The 17,935-nt window shown below is 63.1% G+C and carries 15 protein-coding genes and 1 pseudogene; 11 read left to right on the top strand and 5 right to left on the bottom strand.

From position 1 onward, the window contains the following. Window positions 1-5 precede the first annotated feature (5 nt). Entirely contained in the window at window positions 6-308 is a 303-nt protein-coding gene (locus DH08_RS09785) for a Dabb family protein (RefSeq protein ID WP_192179118.1), read from the top strand. Window positions 309-352: 44 nt separating this feature from the next. Here DH08_RS09785 and DH08_RS09780 read toward each other — a convergent pair. Next, window positions 353-1,303, bottom strand: a pseudogene (locus DH08_RS09780) (aldo/keto reductase). A gap of 121 nt (window positions 1,304-1,424) precedes the next feature. Here DH08_RS09780 and DH08_RS09775 point away from each other — a divergent pair. After that, a complete protein-coding gene (locus DH08_RS09775; protein WP_192179117.1) occupies window positions 1,425-2,267 on the top strand; it encodes a LysR family transcriptional regulator in 843 nt (280 codons plus the stop codon). Window positions 2,268-2,314: 47 nt separating this feature from the next. Here DH08_RS09775 and DH08_RS09770 read toward each other — a convergent pair whose 3' ends face one another. After that, on the bottom strand, window positions 2,315-3,178 hold the full coding sequence (locus DH08_RS09770) for a prephenate dehydratase (protein ID WP_192179116.1): 864 nt from the start codon (window positions 3,176-3,178) through the stop codon (window positions 2,315-2,317). Window positions 3,179-3,187: 9 nt separating this feature from the next. Next, entirely contained in the window at window positions 3,188-3,916 is a 729-nt protein-coding gene (locus DH08_RS09765; protein ID WP_192179115.1) for a 3-deoxy-manno-octulosonate cytidylyltransferase, read from the bottom strand. A 191-nt stretch (window positions 3,917-4,107) separates the two neighbouring features. On the opposite strand from DH08_RS09765, the gene DH08_RS09760 reads away from it, so the two are divergent. The 7 genes from DH08_RS09760 (at window position 4,108) to DH08_RS09730 (ending at window position 13,553) form a co-directional block, all read left to right on the top strand. Beyond that, entirely contained in the window at window positions 4,108-4,782 is a 675-nt protein-coding gene (locus tag DH08_RS09760; RefSeq protein ID WP_192179114.1) for a c-type cytochrome, read from the top strand. Between the two features lie 158 nt (window positions 4,783-4,940). Beyond that, the gene (locus DH08_RS09755) at window positions 4,941-6,818 is read left to right on the top strand and encodes an extracellular solute-binding protein (RefSeq protein ID WP_192179113.1); all 1,878 of its coding nucleotides are present in this window, start codon (window positions 4,941-4,943) and stop codon (window positions 6,816-6,818) included. 14 nt (window positions 6,819-6,832) lie between these two features. Next, window positions 6,833-8,695: an extracellular solute-binding protein gene (locus DH08_RS09750; RefSeq protein WP_192179112.1), complete on the top strand. Its 1,863-nt coding sequence runs from the start codon at window positions 6,833-6,835 to the stop codon at window positions 8,693-8,695. A 30-nt stretch (window positions 8,696-8,725) separates the two neighbouring features. Continuing rightward, window positions 8,726-9,820 (top strand): microcin C ABC transporter permease YejB, encoded by a 1,095-nt coding sequence (locus DH08_RS09745; RefSeq protein ID WP_192179111.1) that lies wholly within the window; start codon window positions 8,726-8,728, stop codon window positions 9,818-9,820. Next, complete coding sequence (locus DH08_RS09740; protein WP_192179110.1) at window positions 9,820-10,959, top strand: ABC transporter permease; 1,140 nt, start codon at window positions 9,820-9,822, stop codon at window positions 10,957-10,959. The genes DH08_RS09745 and DH08_RS09740 overlap by 1 nt, the downstream gene beginning before the upstream one ends. After that, window positions 10,956-12,584 (top strand): ABC transporter ATP-binding protein, encoded by a 1,629-nt coding sequence (locus tag DH08_RS09735; protein ID WP_192179109.1) that lies wholly within the window; start codon window positions 10,956-10,958, stop codon window positions 12,582-12,584. Before DH08_RS09740 ends, DH08_RS09735 begins: the two co-directional genes overlap by 4 nt. Window positions 12,585-12,611: 27 nt before the next feature. Continuing rightward, window positions 12,612-13,553, top strand: coding sequence for a 2-hydroxyacid dehydrogenase (locus DH08_RS09730; protein ID WP_192179108.1), 942 nt, complete (start codon window positions 12,612-12,614; stop codon window positions 13,551-13,553). 10 nt (window positions 13,554-13,563) lie between these two features. Here the strand turns inward: DH08_RS09730 and DH08_RS09725 are convergent, their stop codons facing one another. Together DH08_RS09725 and DH08_RS09720 are read right to left on the bottom strand one after the other, a co-directional pair. Further along, window positions 13,564-14,001, bottom strand: a complete 438-nt coding sequence (locus DH08_RS09725) for a hypothetical protein (RefSeq protein ID WP_428338293.1) — start codon at window positions 13,999-14,001, stop codon at window positions 13,564-13,566. A 57-nt stretch (window positions 14,002-14,058) separates the two neighbouring features. After that, window positions 14,059-14,976: a class I SAM-dependent DNA methyltransferase gene (locus DH08_RS09720; RefSeq protein WP_192179107.1), complete on the bottom strand. Its 918-nt coding sequence runs from the start codon at window positions 14,974-14,976 to the stop codon at window positions 14,059-14,061. Between the two features lie 108 nt (window positions 14,977-15,084). Here DH08_RS09720 and DH08_RS09715 point away from each other — a divergent pair, with 108 nt between their 5' ends. Further along, on the top strand, window positions 15,085-16,095 hold the full coding sequence (locus DH08_RS09715; protein WP_192179106.1) for a ligase-associated DNA damage response exonuclease: 1,011 nt from the start codon (window positions 15,085-15,087) through the stop codon (window positions 16,093-16,095). A 232-nt stretch (window positions 16,096-16,327) separates the two neighbouring features. Then, window positions 16,328-17,926: a cisplatin damage response ATP-dependent DNA ligase gene (locus tag DH08_RS09710; protein ID WP_192179105.1), complete on the top strand. Its 1,599-nt coding sequence runs from the start codon at window positions 16,328-16,330 to the stop codon at window positions 17,924-17,926. The last annotated feature ends 9 nt before the right edge of the window (window positions 17,927-17,935 follow it).

The raw sequence follows: 17,935 nt of genomic DNA, 5'->3' as shown, positions 1-17,935 counted from the left end.
GAAAAATGATCCGTCATACCGTCGTGTTCACGCTGAAGCATCCGCTGCATTCGCTGGAGGAAAAGAGGTTTCTCGCCGACGCCAAGAGGATCCTCACCGCGATCAAGGGCGTCACCCATTTCGAGCAGTTGCGGCAGGTCAGCCCCAAGAACGACTATCGCTTCGGCTTCTCGATGGAGTTCGCCGACCAGGCCGCCTACACGCGCTACAACGACCACCCTGATCATGTCGCCTTCGTCCGCGACCGTTGGCTGCCGGAGGTCGAGGCGTTCATGGAGATCGACTACGTGCCGTTGGGCTGGAGCTAGGATCCCGCCCAAAGTGGCCACGCGAAGCCACAACGAAGCGGCAGCTATCGAGCGCGAAACTCACCCTCTGGCGGTCTTTGGAGAATGGTTTCGATCTCAGCCATCACGCCCTCCGGCAACGGCCCAAATTCCGTGGCCGCGGCGTTCTCGACAGCCTGCCTAGGCGTTTTTGCGCCAGGGATGGGGTGAATGTTGTCGCCTTTCGACAGCAGCCAGCACAACGCACCCTGACCGAGCGTCCGCCCACCGACGGTGAGCAGATCGCGGATTGCATCGATCTGCCTGCTCAGGTCGGAACGGGCGCGCGATGCTTCAAAATATACCTGCCAATCCGCTGGAACCGACCTGACATCGTCGGATGGGACCGCCCGTCCATCCGAGAATTTCCCCGTCAACACGCCCATGGCGAGCGGCGACCGGATCAACTGCGCCAAGCCGTTGTCATGTGCGGTTTTGCACATGGACGGCGCATCGAAGAAGACATTCATCGCATGCTGGACCGTTGAAAAGCCACTCCGGTCAGCGAAGGCGTCGACGCTTGGCGGAAAGTCGGTGCTCCAGCCATAGCTTCGAATATCGCCAGCCTGGACAAGTTGCTCCAGAACCTCGAACGCTGGTGCCGCATGTTCGATGGGGAGATCGTTCAGGTGGAGCAACATCACGTCGATGCAATCACGGCCCAGTCGGCGGAGGCTCTCAGCAACCGACCAGCGCACATAGTCGGGGTCGAACCTCGGGCCGGTCATCTGGCGGGAAACCGGATCGAAGGAATGGCCGAATTTCTACACGATAATTGCTTCCGAACGGCCCGCGAGCGCCTCGCCCAAAAGCTCCTCCGAGTGGCCGGCTCCATACACCGCCGACGTATCGAAGAGCCGAATTCCACCATCCCATGCCGCATGAATGGTTTCCACGGATTGGCTGTCGTCAGCGCCGGAATATCCGACCGGTGTCTCTCCTGACCAGAAGTGACCGCCGATTGCCCAGCAGCCCATGCCGATCCGCGAACCCAGGTGAATTCTCATTGCCATATCATGTTCTCCGTAGGCCACCCGGTCTTGATATGGCGCCAGACCGACCTCAGATGGGAGTCGGCAAAAATGGAGAGGGCAGTGCATGAATGAAACAGATATCGACTGGTCGGATCTGAGGATCTTTCTGGCGGTCGCGCGCGATGGGAGCCTTTCGTCCGCAGCCAAGGCTGTAGGTCAGAGTGCGGCGACGCTGAGCCGGCATGTCGTCGATCTTGAAAGGGCGCTGGGCGCCGAGTTGTTCTCCCGGCTGCCGTCCGGCTATGAACTGACGGCGGCAGGTCGAGCGCTGACATCGCAGGCAGAGACCATCGAGCAACGGTTCCTGGATATCGCCAGGGAGTTCTCGCGACGAAACGTGTCGGCGCCCATCCGTGTGTCCGCCGGCACCTGGATGACGTGGTATCTGGCACGCAACATCGAAAAACTGGGGTTGAGCGACCGGAACATCGTCTTCAGCGCCGTTGAAGAGGTGCAGAACATAGGCAGGCGCGAGGCATTGATCGGGATTCGGAACCGGAGGCCGTCCGAGCCGGGAGTTGCGGCTCGCAGAACAAAGACCGTCGCATTTGCTCCCTACGCGCATCCGAATGCGGTTCGAAAGGCTGATTGGATCGCGGCTACGGTGAACACGCCATCGGCAATCTGGGTGCGCGCCAACAGACGAGATCAAATACGCTTTGAAGTCACTCAGCCGCGCTCGCTCCTCGACCTTGCGCTTGCCGGCGCCGGCCATGTGGTATTGCCCTGCTTCGTCGGCGACGCCCACAACGATCTGGTCCGCACCGATGATGTGATCGACGATCTGTCACATGAACAATGGCTGGTGGTGCATGGCGACGATCGCAAATTGCCGGAGGTGCGCGCGACGATCGACAAGATTGCACGGCTCATTGGTTCGGATCGAGCCTTCGACGGCAAGAGCTGAGCACGCGCGGTCCACCGATCGCGGACGATCCCGTTCAAACGAGGGCGCTAGTCGGCCACCTTCCACTGCTCGCGTGACTGGCTGGCAGGATAGACGCCGAGGATGCGCATTTCGCGCGAGAAGAAGCGCAGCTCGTCGAGCGCCAGCTTGACCAGCGGATCGTCGGGATGGCCCTCGATATCGGCGTAGAACAGCGTCGCGGTGAAGGCGCCGAGCTGGTAGCTCTCGAGCTTGGTCATGTTGATGCCGTTGGTGGCGAAGCCGCCCATGGCCTTGTAGAGCGCGGCCGGCACGTTGCGAACGCGGAAGATGAAGGTCGTCATCATCTTGACGTCCGGCGCCGGGCGCTGGGCCCAGTGTTTGTTCTTGGTCAGCACGACGAAGCGGGTGACGTTCGAGTCAGTGTCCTCGACATTTTTCTCGATGATGTCGAGCCCGTAGAGCTCCGCTGCGAGCGCCGGGGCGAGCGAGGCCATGGTGCGGTCCTTGACTTCGGAAACCAGCTTCGCCGAACCTGCCGTGTCGCCGGCGACCACCGGCTTCCAGCCATTCTTGCGGATGTATTTGCGGCACTGACCGAGCGCATGGATGTGGCTGTGCACGGTCTTGATCTCTTCGCGCTTCACACCCGGCAGCACCATCAGCTGGAAGTGGATCGGCAGGAAGTATTCGCCGACGATGTGCAGCTTCGATTCCGGCAGCAGATGATGGATGTCGGCGACGCGCCCGGCGATGGTGTTCTCGATCGGGATCATGGCGAGCTCGGCTTTGCCGGTCTCGACCGCGTTGAAGGCATCCTCGAAGGTCGGGCACGGCAACGGCTCCATCGCCGGGAACATGTTGCGGGAGGCGGTGTCGGAATTGGCGCCCGGCTCGCCCTGGAAGGATATTCTGTTGGTCTTTTCAGGCATGCCCAAATCTCAGTTAGAAAGGATTTCTCTGGCGCGTTCGAGATCTTCCGGCGTGTCGACGCCGAGCGGCAGCGACTGGACGATCTCGGCATCGATGCGCATGCCGGCCTCGATCGCCCGCAATTGCTCCAGCCGCTCGCGCCGCTCCAGCGGCGACGGCTTCAGGGCAACGAAGCGCTCGAGCGCCGAGCGCCGATAGGCGTAAAGGCCGATGTGGTGATACAGCGGCCCCTCGCCCCAGGGCGCTGTGGCGCGGGTGAAATAGAGCGCCCTGAGCCGCGTCGCCGACAGCGGCGAGCCGACGATCTTGACGACGTTCGGATTGGCCTTTTCCTCGTCGCGGACGATCTCTACACCGAGCGTGGCGATGTCGACCGATGCGTCCTCGAATGGCCTTAGCGCCGCGCCGATGATCTCAGGCTCGATCGTCGGCAGATCGCCCTGGACATTGACGATGGTTTCGACCTTGCGGTCGGGGTCGATGACGGTCAGCGCCTCGAAGATGCGGTCGGAGCCGGATTGGTGATCGTCTCGGGTTATCACCGCCTCGAAACCGTGCGAACGCACGGCTTCCGCCACGGCTTCGCTATCCGTCGCCACCACAACCCGCCCAAGCCCGGCCTCGGCGCCGCGGCGGGCGACCTGCACGATCATCGGCGCGCCGGCAATGTCGGCCAGCGGCTTGCCCGGCAGGCGGGTCGAGGCCATGCGGGCCGGGATGAGGATGAGCGTGGACATCGAGGTTGTGGGGCGTTGGAAAAGCGGATGGGAAAGTGGCAAAAGGTCTCACTGGAAGCGCCCTTATAGGTGTTGCAACGCCAGAGCAAAAGACCTAGTTTCCGCCCGATTTGACTGCCCCAGCGGGGCGGGCCACGATACCGACGGACGGAGTGGACGGTCGGTCCGCCGGAAAAGGGAGCAAGGGGCGTATGGATTCCAACGAAGTCAACAAGCTGCTCGCCGGATTCCTTGGCACCTGTTTCATCGTCTTTTCCGTCGGCATCGTCTCAGACGCGCTGTTTGCTTCGCCCGCGCCCGAAAAGCCCGGCTTCGCGATCGAGGCGACCGAGCCCGCCGAAGGCGGCGCGGCTGGTCCGGCGGCCGAAGCCAAGCCGATCGCCGATCTTTTAGCCACCGCCAATGCCGAGGCGGGCGCTGCCGTGTTCAAGAAATGCCAGGCTTGCCATACCGGCGAAAAGGGCGGTCCGAACAAGGTCGGCCCCGACCTTTGGGATCTTGTCGACCGCCCGGTGGCCGAGCATGAGGGCTTTGCCTATTCGGCCGGCATGAAGGAATTCTCCAAGGGCGGCGCCGAGAAATGGACCTACGACAACATCAACCACTTCCTCCTTTCGCCGAAGAAGTTCGTGAAGGGCACGGCAATGGGCTTCGCCGGCCTGGCGAAGGATGAGGATCGCGCCAACGTCATCGCCTATCTGCGCACGCTGTCCGACAATCCGAAGCCGCTGCCGGCGCCAGGCGCCGCCGCCGATGCGAGCGCGCCGGCCAAGCCAGCCGAAGGTGCGGCGCCGGCCAAGCCGGCCGAAGGTGCGGCACCAGCCGCTCCGGCAAAGCCGGCCGAAGGTGCAGCACCCGCCAAATAACGAATTTGTCATGCGGACATTCACAGAAAAGCCGGGTTCAGCCCGGCTTTTCTGTTAGGAAAACCGCATACGCGGCGACAGAGCCCGACCATTGCGGTTTTCATGGGCGTCAAATGATCTAGATTGCCTGTGGACGTGCATCGCGAAGAGGAGAACGCATGACGGTTGGCCGAACGCTTCTCAAATCCGTGCTGGTCGCGGCCGCCCTTGCCGGTGGGCTGCAGGCGGCCTTCCCGGATGAATGGCGTACCACCTCCTCACTGATCGGCCCGTCCAAATACGGCGACAATTTCCAGCACTACGACTACGTCAATCCCGACGCGCCCAAGGGCGGCACCTACAACTCGGTCCAGCTTGGCACGTTCGACAGCTTCAACCCCTACATCGTGCAGGGGTCGCCGGCGGCCGGCCTCGTGCCCTTCGGTGGCGGCCTGCTCTACGACACGCTGATGGATCAGGCGACCGACGAAGGCAGCGTCAGCCACCCGCTGATTGCCGACGCCTACAAATACCCGGCCGATTATTCTTCGGCGACCTATCGGCTGGATCCGCGGGCAAAATGGCATGACGGCCAGCCGATCACCGTCGACGATGTGATCTGGTCGTTCCAGGTGCTGAAGGCCAACAGCCCGCAATACAGCCGCTATTTCGAGAACGTCACCGATGCGGTCGCTGTCTCGGACCGCGAGGTCGAATTCCATTTCAACCAGAAAGGCAACCGCGAGCTGCCGAAAATCCTCGGCGACCTCGCCGTGCTGCCCAAACACTGGTGGGAAGGCACCGACGCCAACGGCAAGAAGCGCGACGTCACCAAACCGACGCTGGAAGTGCCGCTCGGCTCCGCCGCCTACAAGATCGCCAGCTTCAAGCCGGGTTCGGAAATCGTCTGGCAGCGCGTGCCCGACTACTGGGCCGCCAAGCTGCCGGTGAAGATCGGCCGCGAGAATTTCGACACCCAGCGCTTCACCTATATCCTCGACGACAACGCCGCCTGGCAGGCTTTCACCAAGGGCGGATTTGACGACATCAAGCCGGAAAACAGTTCGAAGCGCTGGAAGACATTCTATGATTTTCCGGCGGTCAAGGCCGGCGATGTCATCAAGCAGGAATTCAAGACCACATCGCCCGAACCGATGCAGGCTTTCATGCTCAACCAGAGGCGTCCGCTGTTCGGAGATCGCCTGGTGCGCGCCGCTCTGACCTACCCCTTCGACTTCGAGACGATGAACCGCACGCTGTTCTACGGTTTCAACACCCGCACCAGCAGCTACTTTCAGGGCACAGAACTGGCCTCAAGCGGCCTGCCGCAAGGCAAGGAACTGGAAATCCTGGAACAATACCGCGACAAGCTGCCGCCCGAACTGTTCACGCAGGAATTCAAGCTGCCGGTCTATGATTCACCGCAGGCGGAGCGGAAGCACCTGAAGCAGGCCGTCGACCTGTTCGCCCAGGCCGGTTGGGTGATCAAGGGCGGCAAGATGGTCAATGCCAAGACCGGCGAGCCGTTCAAATTCGAGATCCTCGGCACGAGCGACACCGACCAGGTCATCTCCAGCCCGTACATCGCCAATCTGCGCAAGATTGGCGTCGACGCTACGCTACGAATGATCGACCAGACCCAGTACATCAACCGCGTCAACAATTTCGATTACGACGTCATCATCGGGCAGCTTGGGCAGTCGGAATCACCTGGGAATGAGCAGCGCGATTTCTGGAGTTCGAAGGCCGCCGACGCGCCGGGATCGCGCAATTATTCCGGTATCAAGAACCCGGTCGTCGACGCCTTGGTCGACCGCATCATCTTTGCCACCGACCGCGACGATCTCGTCGCCGCCACCCACGCGCTCGATCGGGTGCTGTTGTGGAACTACTACGTCGTGCCGCAATACTACCGCTCCGTGGTGTGGCTCGCCTACTGGAACAAGTTCGGCATTCCGGAAAAGCAGCCGAGTTACAGGGGCGCCGACACCGACTCGTGGTGGATCGATCCCGAGAAGGAAAAGGCGCTGGCCGCGAAGTACAAGGGCAGCAATTGATGGGGCGGCAATTTATGGCGACCCGCCGCGACGTTCTGGCGCTTAGCGCCGCGGCCAGCGCTGCAGCGCTGCTCCCCGGCCGCGCCTTCGCCGCCATTCCGACCGGCGTCAAGCTGCACGGGCTGTCGGCCTTCGGCGATCTCAAATACAAGCCTGATTTTGCCCATTTCGACTACGTCAATGTCGATGCGCCGCAAGGCGGCACCTTCAACTTCTCGCCGCCCAACTGGGGCTATAATCAGAACACAGAGACCTTCAACACGCTGAATTCCTTCACGCCGAAGGGCGACGCGCCGCCACGCATGGGGATGTGCTTCGATTCGCTGATGGCCAGGGCGCTGGACGAGCCGGACGCCATCTACGGCCTGATTGCCGACGGCGTGACCATTTCGGACGACCGCAAGAACTTCGAATTCTCGCTCCGGTCCGAGGCGCGCTTCCACGACGGCACGCCGCTGACCGCCGAGGACGCGGCCTTTACCTTCAAGCTTTTCAAGGAAAAGGGTCATCCCGACCTGTCGCTGTCGCTGACGCATCTGGAGGATGCGGTCGCTGTCGATCCGCGCACGCTCAGGCTTAGCTTTTCCGGCAAGCACTCCGTTCGCACCATCCTCAACGTCGCCGAATTCCCGATCCTGTCGAAGGCCTTCTACAGCGCTAATCCCTTCGATTCCTCGCAACTGAACCCTCCGCTCGGCTGCGGCGCCTACAAGGTCGGGCGGTGGTCGGCGGGGTCGTGGATCGAATATGAACGTGTCGCCGACTATTGGGGCAAGGATCTCCCGGTCAATCGCGGCCAGAACAATTTCGAGCGCATCCGCATCGAATTCTACCAGGACCGCACCGCCGGATTCGAGGCTTTCAAGAAGGGCGAGATCCTCTACCGGGAGGAGTTCACCTCGCGGGTCTGGGCGACGGCCTATGACTTTCCGGCCTTCACCGCCGGCAAGGTGGTCAAGCACGAATTTCCCGCTGAAACAGTCCCTTCCATGCAGGCCACAGCCGTCAACCAGCGGCGCGAGCAGTTTCGCGACGCGCGTGTGCGGCAGGCGATTGCGCTCTGCTTCGACTTCGAATGGACACGGCGCAACTTCTTCTACGGTTCCTACGAGCGCTCGCAATCCTGCTTCGAGAAGTCGGACTATCGCGCCGAAGGCATGCCTTCGCCTGAAGAACTCGCTCTGCTGGAGCCGCTGCGTGACAAGCTGCCGCCGGAGACCTTCGGCGAGGCGGTGACGCAGCCTGCCTCGGACGGCTCAGGGCGGGATCGCAAGATGCTGGGGAAGGCTGCGAAACTTCTCGCCGAGGCAGGCTGGAAACGTTCCGGCGATTTCGCTGTCAACGACAAGGGCGAGCGGCTGTCAGCCGAATTCCTCGTCGACGACGACACCTTCGTGAAGGTCTATTCGCCCTGGATCGCCAATATGAGGGCGGTCGGCATCGACGCCACGATAGGACTGGTCGATCCAGCGCAATATCAGCTCAGGCAGTCGACCTTCGATTTCGACCTGATCTCGGTCGCCTTCTCGTTTTCGGCGACACCGACTCGAGATGATCTCGAAATCTTCTTCCATTCGAGCACGGCGACAGTGTCCGGGTCGCGCAATCTTCCCGGCATATCGAGCCCCGCCATCGACGTACTGATCGACGCGGTTGGCGCCGCCAAGGACCGCGAAAGCCTGACCGTTGCAATGCGGGCACTCGATCGGGCCTTGCGTGCGCGGCGCGATTGGATTCCAAGTTGGTTCCTGGCGAATCACCGAAGCGCCTATTGGGACATGTTCGGCTTTCCCGAGCAAAAACCCGATTTCGGCTTTCCGGTCGAAGCGCTGTGGTGGTTCGACAAGGGCAAGGCGGCAAAAATTGGCAAAGCCTGACATTCCAGTTCACGCAGGGCCGGCAGCCTGATGGGCGCCTATATACTCCGCCGCATCCTTCTGATGATCCCGACGCTGTTCGGCATCATGGCGATATCGTTCGCCGTCATCCAGTTCGCGCCCGGCGGGCCGGTCGAACAGGTCATCGCCAGGCTGACCAACCAGGGTGGCAGCGACCGGCTCGGTGGTGGCGGTGGCGATGCCAGCGGCAGCAATGTCGATGTCGCCGGAGACGTCAGCTCGAAATATCGCGGCGCGCAGGGGCTCGACCCCGAATTCATCAAGAAGCTGGAAAAGCAGTTCGGCTTCGACAAGCCGCCGCTCGAGCGCTTCGGCATGATGCTGTGGAACTATGCCCGCTTCGATTTCGGCGACAGCTATTTCCGAGACATTTCGGTGCTCGACCTGATCCTGGAAAAGATGCCGGTGTCGATTTCGATCGGACTGTGGATCACGCTTCTGTCCTACCTGATCTCGATCCCGCTCGGCATCCGCAAGGCGGTCAAGGACGGCTCGACCTTCGACGTCTGGACCAGCGGGGTGGTGATCGTTGGCTATGCCATTCCCGGCTTCCTGTTCGGCATCATGCTGATGGTGCTGTTTGCCGGCGGATCCTTCTGGGACTGGTTTCCGTTGCGCGGCCTCACCTCTGACAATTGGGATCAGCTGTCCTGGTCAGGCAAGATCGTCGATTATTTCTGGCACATGACCTTGCCGCTGACGGCGCTGGTGCTGTCGGCCTTCGCGACGACGACGCTTTTGACCAAGAACTCGTTCCTCGAGGAGATCCGCAAGCAGTATGTGGTGACGGCGCGCGCGAAGGGCTTGTCGGAGCGGAAGGTGCTCTACGGCCATGTTTTCCGCAACGCCATGCTGATCGTCATCGCCGGCTTTCCGGGCGCCTTTATCTCGGCCTTTTTCACCGGCTCGCTGCTGATCGAGAACATCTTCTCGCTCGACGGCCTCGGCCTGCTTGGCTTCAGGTCGGTGGTCGAGCGCGACTATCCGGTGGTGTTTGCCAATCTCTATATCTTCTCGCTGCTTGGCCTGTTCGTCGGCCTGTTGTCGGACCTGATCTACACCTGGGTCGATCCGCGCATCGATTTCGAGCGGAGAGACGTCTGATGGCAGAGGCCGCTGCCGGCACGGCGCCGGAACGGATCGCCCGGCCCTGGCTGTCGCCGCTCAACAAGCGGCGCCTGCAGAACTTCAGGGCCAACCGGCGCGGCTACTGGTCGCTGTGGATCTTCCTGTTCCTGTTCGTGCTGTCGCTGTTTTCCGAATTGATCGCCAACGACAAGCCGATCATCGCTTCCTACAAGGGCGAGATCCTGTTTCCGGTTCTGGTCGCCTATCCGGAAGAGAAGTTCGGCGGCTTCTACGCGGTCACTGATTATCGCGATCCGGTCATCCAGGACGAGATCAACGCCAATGGCTGGATGATCTGGCCGCCGGTGCGCTACTCCTACCAGACCGTCAACAACGCCATCCCGGAGGCAGCACCCGCCAAGCCTTCCTGGCAATATGACGCCACGAAGCGCTGCAGCCAGTACCCGCAAGGTGCTGCCGACCCCAATTGCATCGTCGGCAACTGGAACTGGCTGGGCACTGACGACCAGGCGCGCGACGTGCTGGCGCGCGTGATCTACGGGTTCAGGATCTCGGTGCTGTTCGGCCTGATCCTGACCTTCGGTTCGGCGCTGATCGGCGTGGCGGCCGGCGCCGTGCAAGGCTATTTCGGCGGCTGGACCGACCTTCTGTTCCAGCGCTTCATCGAAATCTGGTCGGCGATCCCGGTGCTCTATCTGCTGCTCATCGTCGCCGCCATCCTGCCGCCCGGCTTCTTCATCCTGCTCGGGCTGATGCTGTTGTTCTCCTGGGTGGCGCTGGTCGGCGTGGTCAGGGCCGAGTTCCTGCGCGCCCGCAACTTCGAATATGTCAACGCGGCGCGCGCGCTCGGCGTGCGCAACCTCACCATCATGTTCCGCCATCTTTTGCCCAACGCCATGGTGGCGACGCTGACCTTCCTGCCGTTCCTGCTCAGCGGATCTATCTCGACGCTGACCTCGCTCGATTATCTCGGCTTCGGCCTGCCGCCCGGCTCTGCCTCGCTCGGCGAATTGCTGAAGCAGGCGCAGCGCAACCTCAACGCGCCATGGCTCGGCATTTCCGGCTTCGTCGTCATCTCGCTGATGCTGTCGCTGCTGGTCTTCGTCGGTGAGGCGACGCGCGACGCCTTCGACCCGCGCAAGACGTTCAAATGAGCGACGCCCTGCTCTCCGTCCGCGACCTCGGCGTCGCCTTCGCGCAAGGTGGCAGCCAGTCGATGGCCGTCGACCACATCTCCTTCGACATCGCCAAGGGCGAGACGGTGGCGCTGGTCGGCGAGTCCGGCTCCGGCAAGTCGGTCTCGGCGCTGTCGGTTCTGAAGCTGCTGCCCTATCCGAGCGCCAGCCACCCGTCGGGAAGGATCCTGTTCCATGGTGCCGACCTGCTTGCCATGAGCGAGAAGCAGCTTCGCCAGGTGCGCGGCAACAAGATCACTATGATCTTCCAGGAGCCGATGACCTCGCTCAATCCGCTGCACACGATCGAGCAGCAGATCGTCGAAGTGCTGAAGCTGCACCAGGGCCTGGGCGACCGCCAGGCCAGGGCACGCACCCTGGAACTGCTCAACGAGGTCGGCATCCGCGAGCCGCAGAAGCGGCTCGACGCCTATCCGCACCAGCTGTCCGGCGGCCAGCGCCAGCGCGTCATGATCGCCATGGCTTTGGCCAACGAGCCGGAGCTTTTGATCGCCGACGAGCCAACGACGGCGCTCGACGTCACCGTGCAGGCGCAGATCCTCGAACTGCTGGCGGGGCTGAAGAGCCGCAAGGGCATGTCGATGCTGTTCATCACTCACGATCTCGGCATCGTCAGGAAGATCGCCGACCGGGTCTGCGTGATGACCAAGGGCAAGATCGTCGAGACCGGACCGACCAAGGATATCTTCGCGACCCCACAGCACGCCTATACCCAGCATTTGCTGGCCGCCGAGCCGAAGGGCAAGCCGCCGGCCGCCAACGCGACCGCCAAGCCGGTGATGACGGGCAGCGACATAAAGGTCTGGTTTCCGATCAAGAAGGGCTTCTTCCGCCGCACCGTCGACAATGTGAAGGCGGTCGACGGCATCGACGTCACCGTGCGCGCCGGCCAGACGCTCGGCGTCGTGGGCGAATCTGGCTCGGGCAAGACGACACTTGGCCTGGCGCTGGCCAGGATGATCTCGTCGACCGGAACCATCCAGTTCAACGGTCGCGACATCAACCAGCTGTCCTTCAACGCCATGCGGCCGCTTCGGCGCGAGTTGCAGATCGTGTTCCAGGATCCGTTCGGCTCGCTCAGCCCGCGTATGTCGGTGTCCGAGATCATCGAGGAAGGGCTGAAGATCCACGAGCCGAAGCTGTCGCCGGACCAGCGTGACGAGCGCGTCGTCGACGTATTGAAGGAGGTTGGGCTCGATCCGGCCACCCGCAACCGCTATCCGCACGAATTCTCCGGCGGCCAGCGTCAGCGCGTCGCCATCGCGCGCGCCATGGTGCTCAACCCGCGCTTCGTCATGCTGGACGAGCCGACCTCGGCGCTCGACATGAGCGTTCAGGCGCAGGTCGTCGATCTGCTGCGCAGCCTTCAGGCCAAGCATGATCTGGCCTATCTGTTCATCAGCCACGATCTGAAAGTCATCCGCGCGCTTGCCAACGACGTCATCGTCATGCGCAATGGCCAAATTGTCGAAGCCGGGCCTTCCGAACAGATTTTTGGAAACCCGCAAACCGACTATACTCGGGCGCTGATATCGGCCGCGTTCAGAATAGAGACCGCGCCTGCCGGCATCGTCAGCGAGTAGGCTGAAGCAACAGGAAAACATCCGCAGATGGAAAAGGGCCGTATCCTGCTCGCCGTCACCGGCTTTCATCCGCAGCGCTGGCGCGAGCTGCTGTCGGTCGAGCGCGAGGTCGTGCTCGAGCCGGACGGGGCCAGCGATCCCTCGATCAGCTACGCGGTGGTGTGGAAGCAGAAGCCGAACCTCTTGTCGAAACTGCCCAATCTGCGCGCCATCTTCTCGATCGGCGCCGGCGTCGACCATATCTTCGCCGACCCAGGCCTGCCGGACGTGCCGATCGTCAAGGTCGTCGCCGACAACCTCACCCAATACATGACCGAATATGTCGTCTGGCGCGTGCTCGACCATCACCGTCAGGGCGCGCTCTACCGCGCGCAGCAGCGGAAGAAAACCTGGCATGAGCCGCCGCAGCGGCCGGCCGGCGACATCTCCGTGGGCATCATGGGGCTCGGCAATCTCGGCCGCGCGGCGGCCTCGGTGCTTTTGTCGCTCGGCTTTGCCGTCAATGGCTGGTCGCGCAGCGAGCACCCTATGAAGGGCGTGTCCACCTATGCGGGCGATGCCGGGCTGATCCCGTTCCTCAACGCCACGGACATGTTGGTGGTGCTCTTGCCGCTAACCGCCCAGACGCAAGGCATCGTCAACTACAATCTCCTGAAGGAGCTCAGGAAGCGCAACGGCCTCGGCGGCTCGGTGCTGATCAATGCCGGGCGCGGACGGCTGCAGAAGGACGCAGACATCTTGCGCGCGCTGGAGGATGGGACGCTGAAGGAAGCCAGCCTCGACGTGTTCGAGGTCGAGCCGCTGCCCAAGACCAGCCCGCTATGGGCGCATCCAAAAGTGTTCGTCACGCCGCATGCGGCGGCGACGTCCGACCCTGTCCATCTGGTGCCGATCATGCTGCGGCAGATGGCGGCTTACGAGCGCGGCGAAAAGCTAGAGAATCTGGTGGATCGCAAGGCGGGTTACTGAGGCTTCGCCTTCAACCAGTTTTAGCGCCCGGCAGGGCGAAGGTTTCTTTCTTCTTCGGCTTGCCGCAGTCGCGGCGCTCGATCGACCGGTTCATGGCGTCGATCTCGCCGCTGGCCTTGTCGCTATCGCGCTTGGCCTTGGAGCGCATGTCGGGCGTGAACGGGCCGAAGCCCATCGCGGGATTGGAGAAGGTCGGCTTCGCAGTCGTCGGAAGCTTGTATTGCTGCGCCAACCCATTGCGCTGCGCCAGCAACTGATCGCAAGGCACATTGTCATATTGCAGCGAGGACTGGACATTTTCGTCCTGGCGTTCCGCCATCGAAGTGCCGCCAACGCAACCGGCCATAGCCAGGCAAGATGCCAAAACCACCAAGTTCCAGCGCATGGGATCTGCTCCGTATCGAGTATGGCCTTCGCCCACAAACCAGCCCGTTTCGCGAGCCGGCACGAGTGATGCAGGCGCGGACCGAAAAAACATAATCACATTTTCAAACAGGAAAAGACGTCAGGTGTTGGCCGGCAGCGCCGCCACGACGGCGAGCCCTTCGACCGGCTGGCTGCGATCCAGCCGGATCACGGTAGGGTCCATCGACAGGACCGAAAAGCCGTTGGCTGCCAGAGCCTGCCCGACATAGGCGTGCGAATGCGCGTAGCGGCGTGACGGCTGCAGCGCGAACCCGCCTTCGCCCACCAATGTCTCGACGGAGAAGGCAAACAGGCCGTCACCGGCAAGCAGGCCGGCGATCCTGCTGATCACGCGATCGAGCGCGCCGACATAGATGAACACGTCGGCCGCCACCACCAGATCGGCTTTCGGCCCGGCATAGGAAAAGTCCTGCAAATCCGCCTTGGCGAGCAGATCGTAGACGCCCTTGGCGCGTGCCTTCTTGAGCATGGCGGCGGAGATGTCGTAGCCCTCCAGCCGGTCGGCCACCGGTCGCAGCCTCTGCCCCATCAGGCCGGTGCCGCAGCCGAGATCGAGTACCAGCCGGAAACGTCCCGGCCTCGCTCTCCGGACGGCCTGGTCGAGAAAGTCGGGCAGCCGGTAGCCAAGCTTGTCGACCAGCGACTCCTCGAAGCTTTCGGCATAGTGGTCGAACAGCATTTCGACGAAGGCGCTCGGCGGTGCCGTGGCGGAGGGCGCCTTGCCGATCAGTTGCAACTTCAGCGCGGCACCCAGCCGGTCCGTCGGCTCCAGCGTCAGCGCCATGGTCCAGGCTTGCGCGGCCTGGGCGAGGTCGGCGGCCGCCTCGTGCATCTCACCGAGACGGAACCAGCCGGCCGCCCATTGCGGCGCCAGTTCCAGTGCACCAAGCAGCAGTTCGGCCGCCGCTGCCGGCTCGCCGGAGGCGTAAAGCATCTCGGCGAAGTCGGCGCGACGGTCTGCGGTCAAGTCGCCGGACGTGGCCTGGAACGGTTTCATGGCGAAAGTATCCTGCCGGCAGGATGTAATCGGCCGCTGGCTGTAGGATGAGTCAGCAGTCTCTTGCAACAGGCTTCCCGCGGCTGAATTAGCAACTATCTTGGCGGCATGCGCGCCAGCGACCTGCTCCATCCCCGGCCGGAAGGCCTCTACTGCCCGCCCGGCGATTTCTTCATCGACCCGGTGCGGCCGGTCAACCGGGCGCTGATCACGCATGGCCATTCCGACCATGCCCGTTCCGGCCATCGCTCCGTGCTTGCCACGAGGCAAACGCTCGACATCATGGGACTGCGCTATGGCGAGGGCTTTGCCGAGACCATGCAAGCGGCAACGCTTGGCGAGACGATGGCGCTCAACGGCGTCTCGGTCACCTTCCATCCGGCTGGCCATGTGCTCGGTTCGGCGCAGATCGCGGTTGAGCATCAGGGGCTGCGCATCGTCGCCTCCGGCGACTACAAACGCCAGAAGGACGCCACCTGCGAGCCGTTCCAACCGGTCCGCTGCGACGTGTTCATCACCGAGGCGACATTCGGCCTGCCGGTGTTTCGGCATCCGCCAGACACGGAGGAGATCGCGCGGTTGCTGAAATCGGCTGCACAGTTTCCCGAACGCTCGCATCTGGTCGGCGCCTATGCGCTCGGCAAGGCGCAGCGCGTCATGCGGCTGCTGCGCGATGCCGGCTACGATAGGCCGATCTACATCCACGGCGCGCTGGCAAAGCTCAGCGAGTATTATCAGGGCCAGGGCATCGACCTCGGGCAGCTCGATCCGGCAACGGTCGACAGCGGCGGCAAGGACGATTTCGCCGGCGCCATCGTCATCGGCCCGCCGTCGGCCTTCGCCGACCGCTGGGCACGGCGCTTTCCCGATCCGATCTCCTGCTTTGCGTCCGGCTGGATGCGCATCCGCCAACGCGCCAAGCAAGGCGGTGTCGAGCTGCCGCTGATCATTTCCGACCATGCCGACTGGGACGAACTGACCGCCACGATCAAGGAGACGGGGGCTGAGGAGATCTGGGTGACGCATGGCCGCGAGGAGGCGCTGGTGCGCTGGTGCGAGCTGGAGGGAATTGCGGCACGGCCGCTGCATCTCGTTGGTTATGAGGACGAGGGCGATTGATGATGGCGGGTTTGTCAACCGCGAGAGTCGCGCACTACGGCGCCCCCCTCTGTCCTGCCGGACATCTCCCCCACTTGGGGGGAGATCGGCTACCTTCGCGGCTTTCGCCAATCGCTGACGTTGCGAGACGTGCGACAAGAACGAAACTGCCAATCTCCCCCCAAGTGGGGGAAATGTCCGGCAGGACAGAGGGGCGCGCGAAGGATCGCAAGCTTTCCCTATTGGCCGAGCCATGAACCGCTTCGCCGAACTCCTCGACCGTCTCGTGCTGACGCCGTCGCGCAACGGCAAGCTGACGCTGCTCATCGACTATTTCCGCAGCGTCGAGGATCCGGATCGCGGCCTGGCGCTGGCGGCGATCACCGGCGACCTGTCGATCGCGGCGGTCAAGCCGGCGATGCTGCGCGCGCTGGTCGTCGAGCGCATGGACCCGGTACTGTTCGGCTATTCCTACGACTATGTCGGCGACCTCGCCGAGACCGTGTCCCTGGTCTGGCCGCAAATGCCCGGACATATTCCGAACCGGGAGCCGACGCTCGGCGAGGTGGTGGCGAAACTGCAGGCGGCGAGCCGTTCCGACGGGCCGAAGGTTCTGGCAAGGCTGCTCGACAGCGCCGGCATCTCGGCCCGCTTCGCCATCATCAAGCTGGTCACCGGCGGGCTGCGGATCGGCGTCTCGGCGCGGCTGGCCAAGCAGGCGCTGGCCGATTTCGGCAAGGTCGACGTCGCCGAGATCGAGGAATTGTGGCACGGGCTGACGCCGCCCTATGCCGGCCTGTTCGCCTGGCTGGAGGGCAAGGCGGACAAACCGCAAAGGACGGCGGCGGCCCTGTTCCGGCCGGTAATGCTGTCCAACCCGATCGGTGACGGCGATCTCGAAAAGCTCGACCCGGCCGACTATGCCGCGGAGTGGAAATGGGACGGCATCCGCGTCCAGGCGGTCTGCGAAGACGGCGTACGCCGGCTCTATTCGCGCACCGGCGACGACGTCTCCGGCGCCTTTCCCGACCTTGCTGACGCCATGCATTTTTCGGCCGCGCTCGACGGCGAGCTGCTGGTCGGCGAGCCCTCGGCGACAGGCACGTTCTCCGACCTGCAGCAGCGGCTGAACCGCAAGACCGTGACGCCGAAAATGCAGCAGCAATATCCGGCCTTCATGCGCTGCTACGACGCGCTGCAAATCGACGGCGAGGACCTTCGCACGCTGCCCTTCCGCGAGCGCCGCCTCCGCCTCGAGGCCTTTGTCGGCACGCTCGACCCCAGCCGCTTCGATCTTTCACCGCTGGTCGCATTCGAGGACTGGCCGGCGCTGGAACGGCTGCGCCAGGCGCCGCCGCATCCGATCATCGAAGGCGTGATGCTGAAGCGCTGGGATTCGCCCTATCTCGCCGGCCGGCCGAAGGGGCCGTGGTTCAAATGGAAGCGCGATCCGCACACGGTCGACGCGGTGCTGATGTATGCCCAGCGCGGCCACGGCAAGCGATCGAGCTTCTACTCGGACTACACATTCGGCGTCTGGTCGGGCCCGGAAGGCGCGGAAGAGCTGGTGCCGGTCGGCAAGGCCTATTTCGGCTTCACCGACGAGGAACTGAAGCAGATCGACAAATATGTCCGCGACAACACGGTCGAGCGCTTTGGCCCGGTGCGCTCGGTGCGGGCCGACCGCACGAACGGGCTGGTGCTGGAAGTGGCCTTCGAAGGGCTCAACCGCTCGACACGGCACAAATCGGGCGTTGCCATGCGCTTTCCGCGCATCTCGCGGCTGCGCTGGGACAAGCCGGCAGCCGAAGCCGACCGCATCGAGACGCTGCAGGCGCTGCTCGATGCGTGAGCGCGTGTC

Origin of the sequence: Mesorhizobium amorphae, from assembly GCF_014843845.1 — a bacterium.
Taxonomy (GTDB): Bacteria; Pseudomonadota; Alphaproteobacteria; order Rhizobiales; family Rhizobiaceae; genus Mesorhizobium; species Mesorhizobium amorphae_A.
The sequence above is the reverse complement of the archived record's forward strand: the minus strand, read 5'-3'. Positions and strand labels throughout refer to the sequence as shown.

Coding starts and splice junctions, on each gene's coding strand:
- DH08_RS09785 (WP_192179118.1), top strand. CDS start 6: ATGATCCGTCATACCGTCGTGTTCACGCTGAAGCATCCGCTGCATTCG.
- DH08_RS09775 (WP_192179117.1), top strand. CDS start 1,425: ATGAATGAAACAGATATCGACTGGTCGGATCTGAGGATCTTTCTGGCG.
- DH08_RS09770 (WP_192179116.1), bottom strand. CDS start 3,178: ATGCCTGAAAAGACCAACAGAATATCCTTCCAGGGCGAGCCGGGCGCC.
- DH08_RS09765 (WP_192179115.1), bottom strand. CDS start 3,916: ATGTCCACGCTCATCCTCATCCCGGCCCGCATGGCCTCGACCCGCCTG.
- DH08_RS09760 (WP_192179114.1), top strand. CDS start 4,108: ATGGATTCCAACGAAGTCAACAAGCTGCTCGCCGGATTCCTTGGCACC.
- DH08_RS09755 (WP_192179113.1), top strand. CDS start 4,941: ATGACGGTTGGCCGAACGCTTCTCAAATCCGTGCTGGTCGCGGCCGCC.
- DH08_RS09750 (WP_192179112.1), top strand. CDS start 6,833: ATGGCGACCCGCCGCGACGTTCTGGCGCTTAGCGCCGCGGCCAGCGCT.
- DH08_RS09745 (WP_192179111.1), top strand. CDS start 8,726: ATGGGCGCCTATATACTCCGCCGCATCCTTCTGATGATCCCGACGCTG.
- DH08_RS09740 (WP_192179110.1), top strand. CDS start 9,820: ATGGCAGAGGCCGCTGCCGGCACGGCGCCGGAACGGATCGCCCGGCCC.
- DH08_RS09735 (WP_192179109.1), top strand. CDS start 10,956: ATGAGCGACGCCCTGCTCTCCGTCCGCGACCTCGGCGTCGCCTTCGCG.
- DH08_RS09730 (WP_192179108.1), top strand. CDS start 12,612: ATGGAAAAGGGCCGTATCCTGCTCGCCGTCACCGGCTTTCATCCGCAG.
- DH08_RS09720 (WP_192179107.1), bottom strand. CDS start 14,976: ATGAAACCGTTCCAGGCCACGTCCGGCGACTTGACCGCAGACCGTCGC.
- DH08_RS09715 (WP_192179106.1), top strand. CDS start 15,085: ATGCGCGCCAGCGACCTGCTCCATCCCCGGCCGGAAGGCCTCTACTGC.
- DH08_RS09710 (WP_192179105.1), top strand. CDS start 16,328: ATGAACCGCTTCGCCGAACTCCTCGACCGTCTCGTGCTGACGCCGTCG.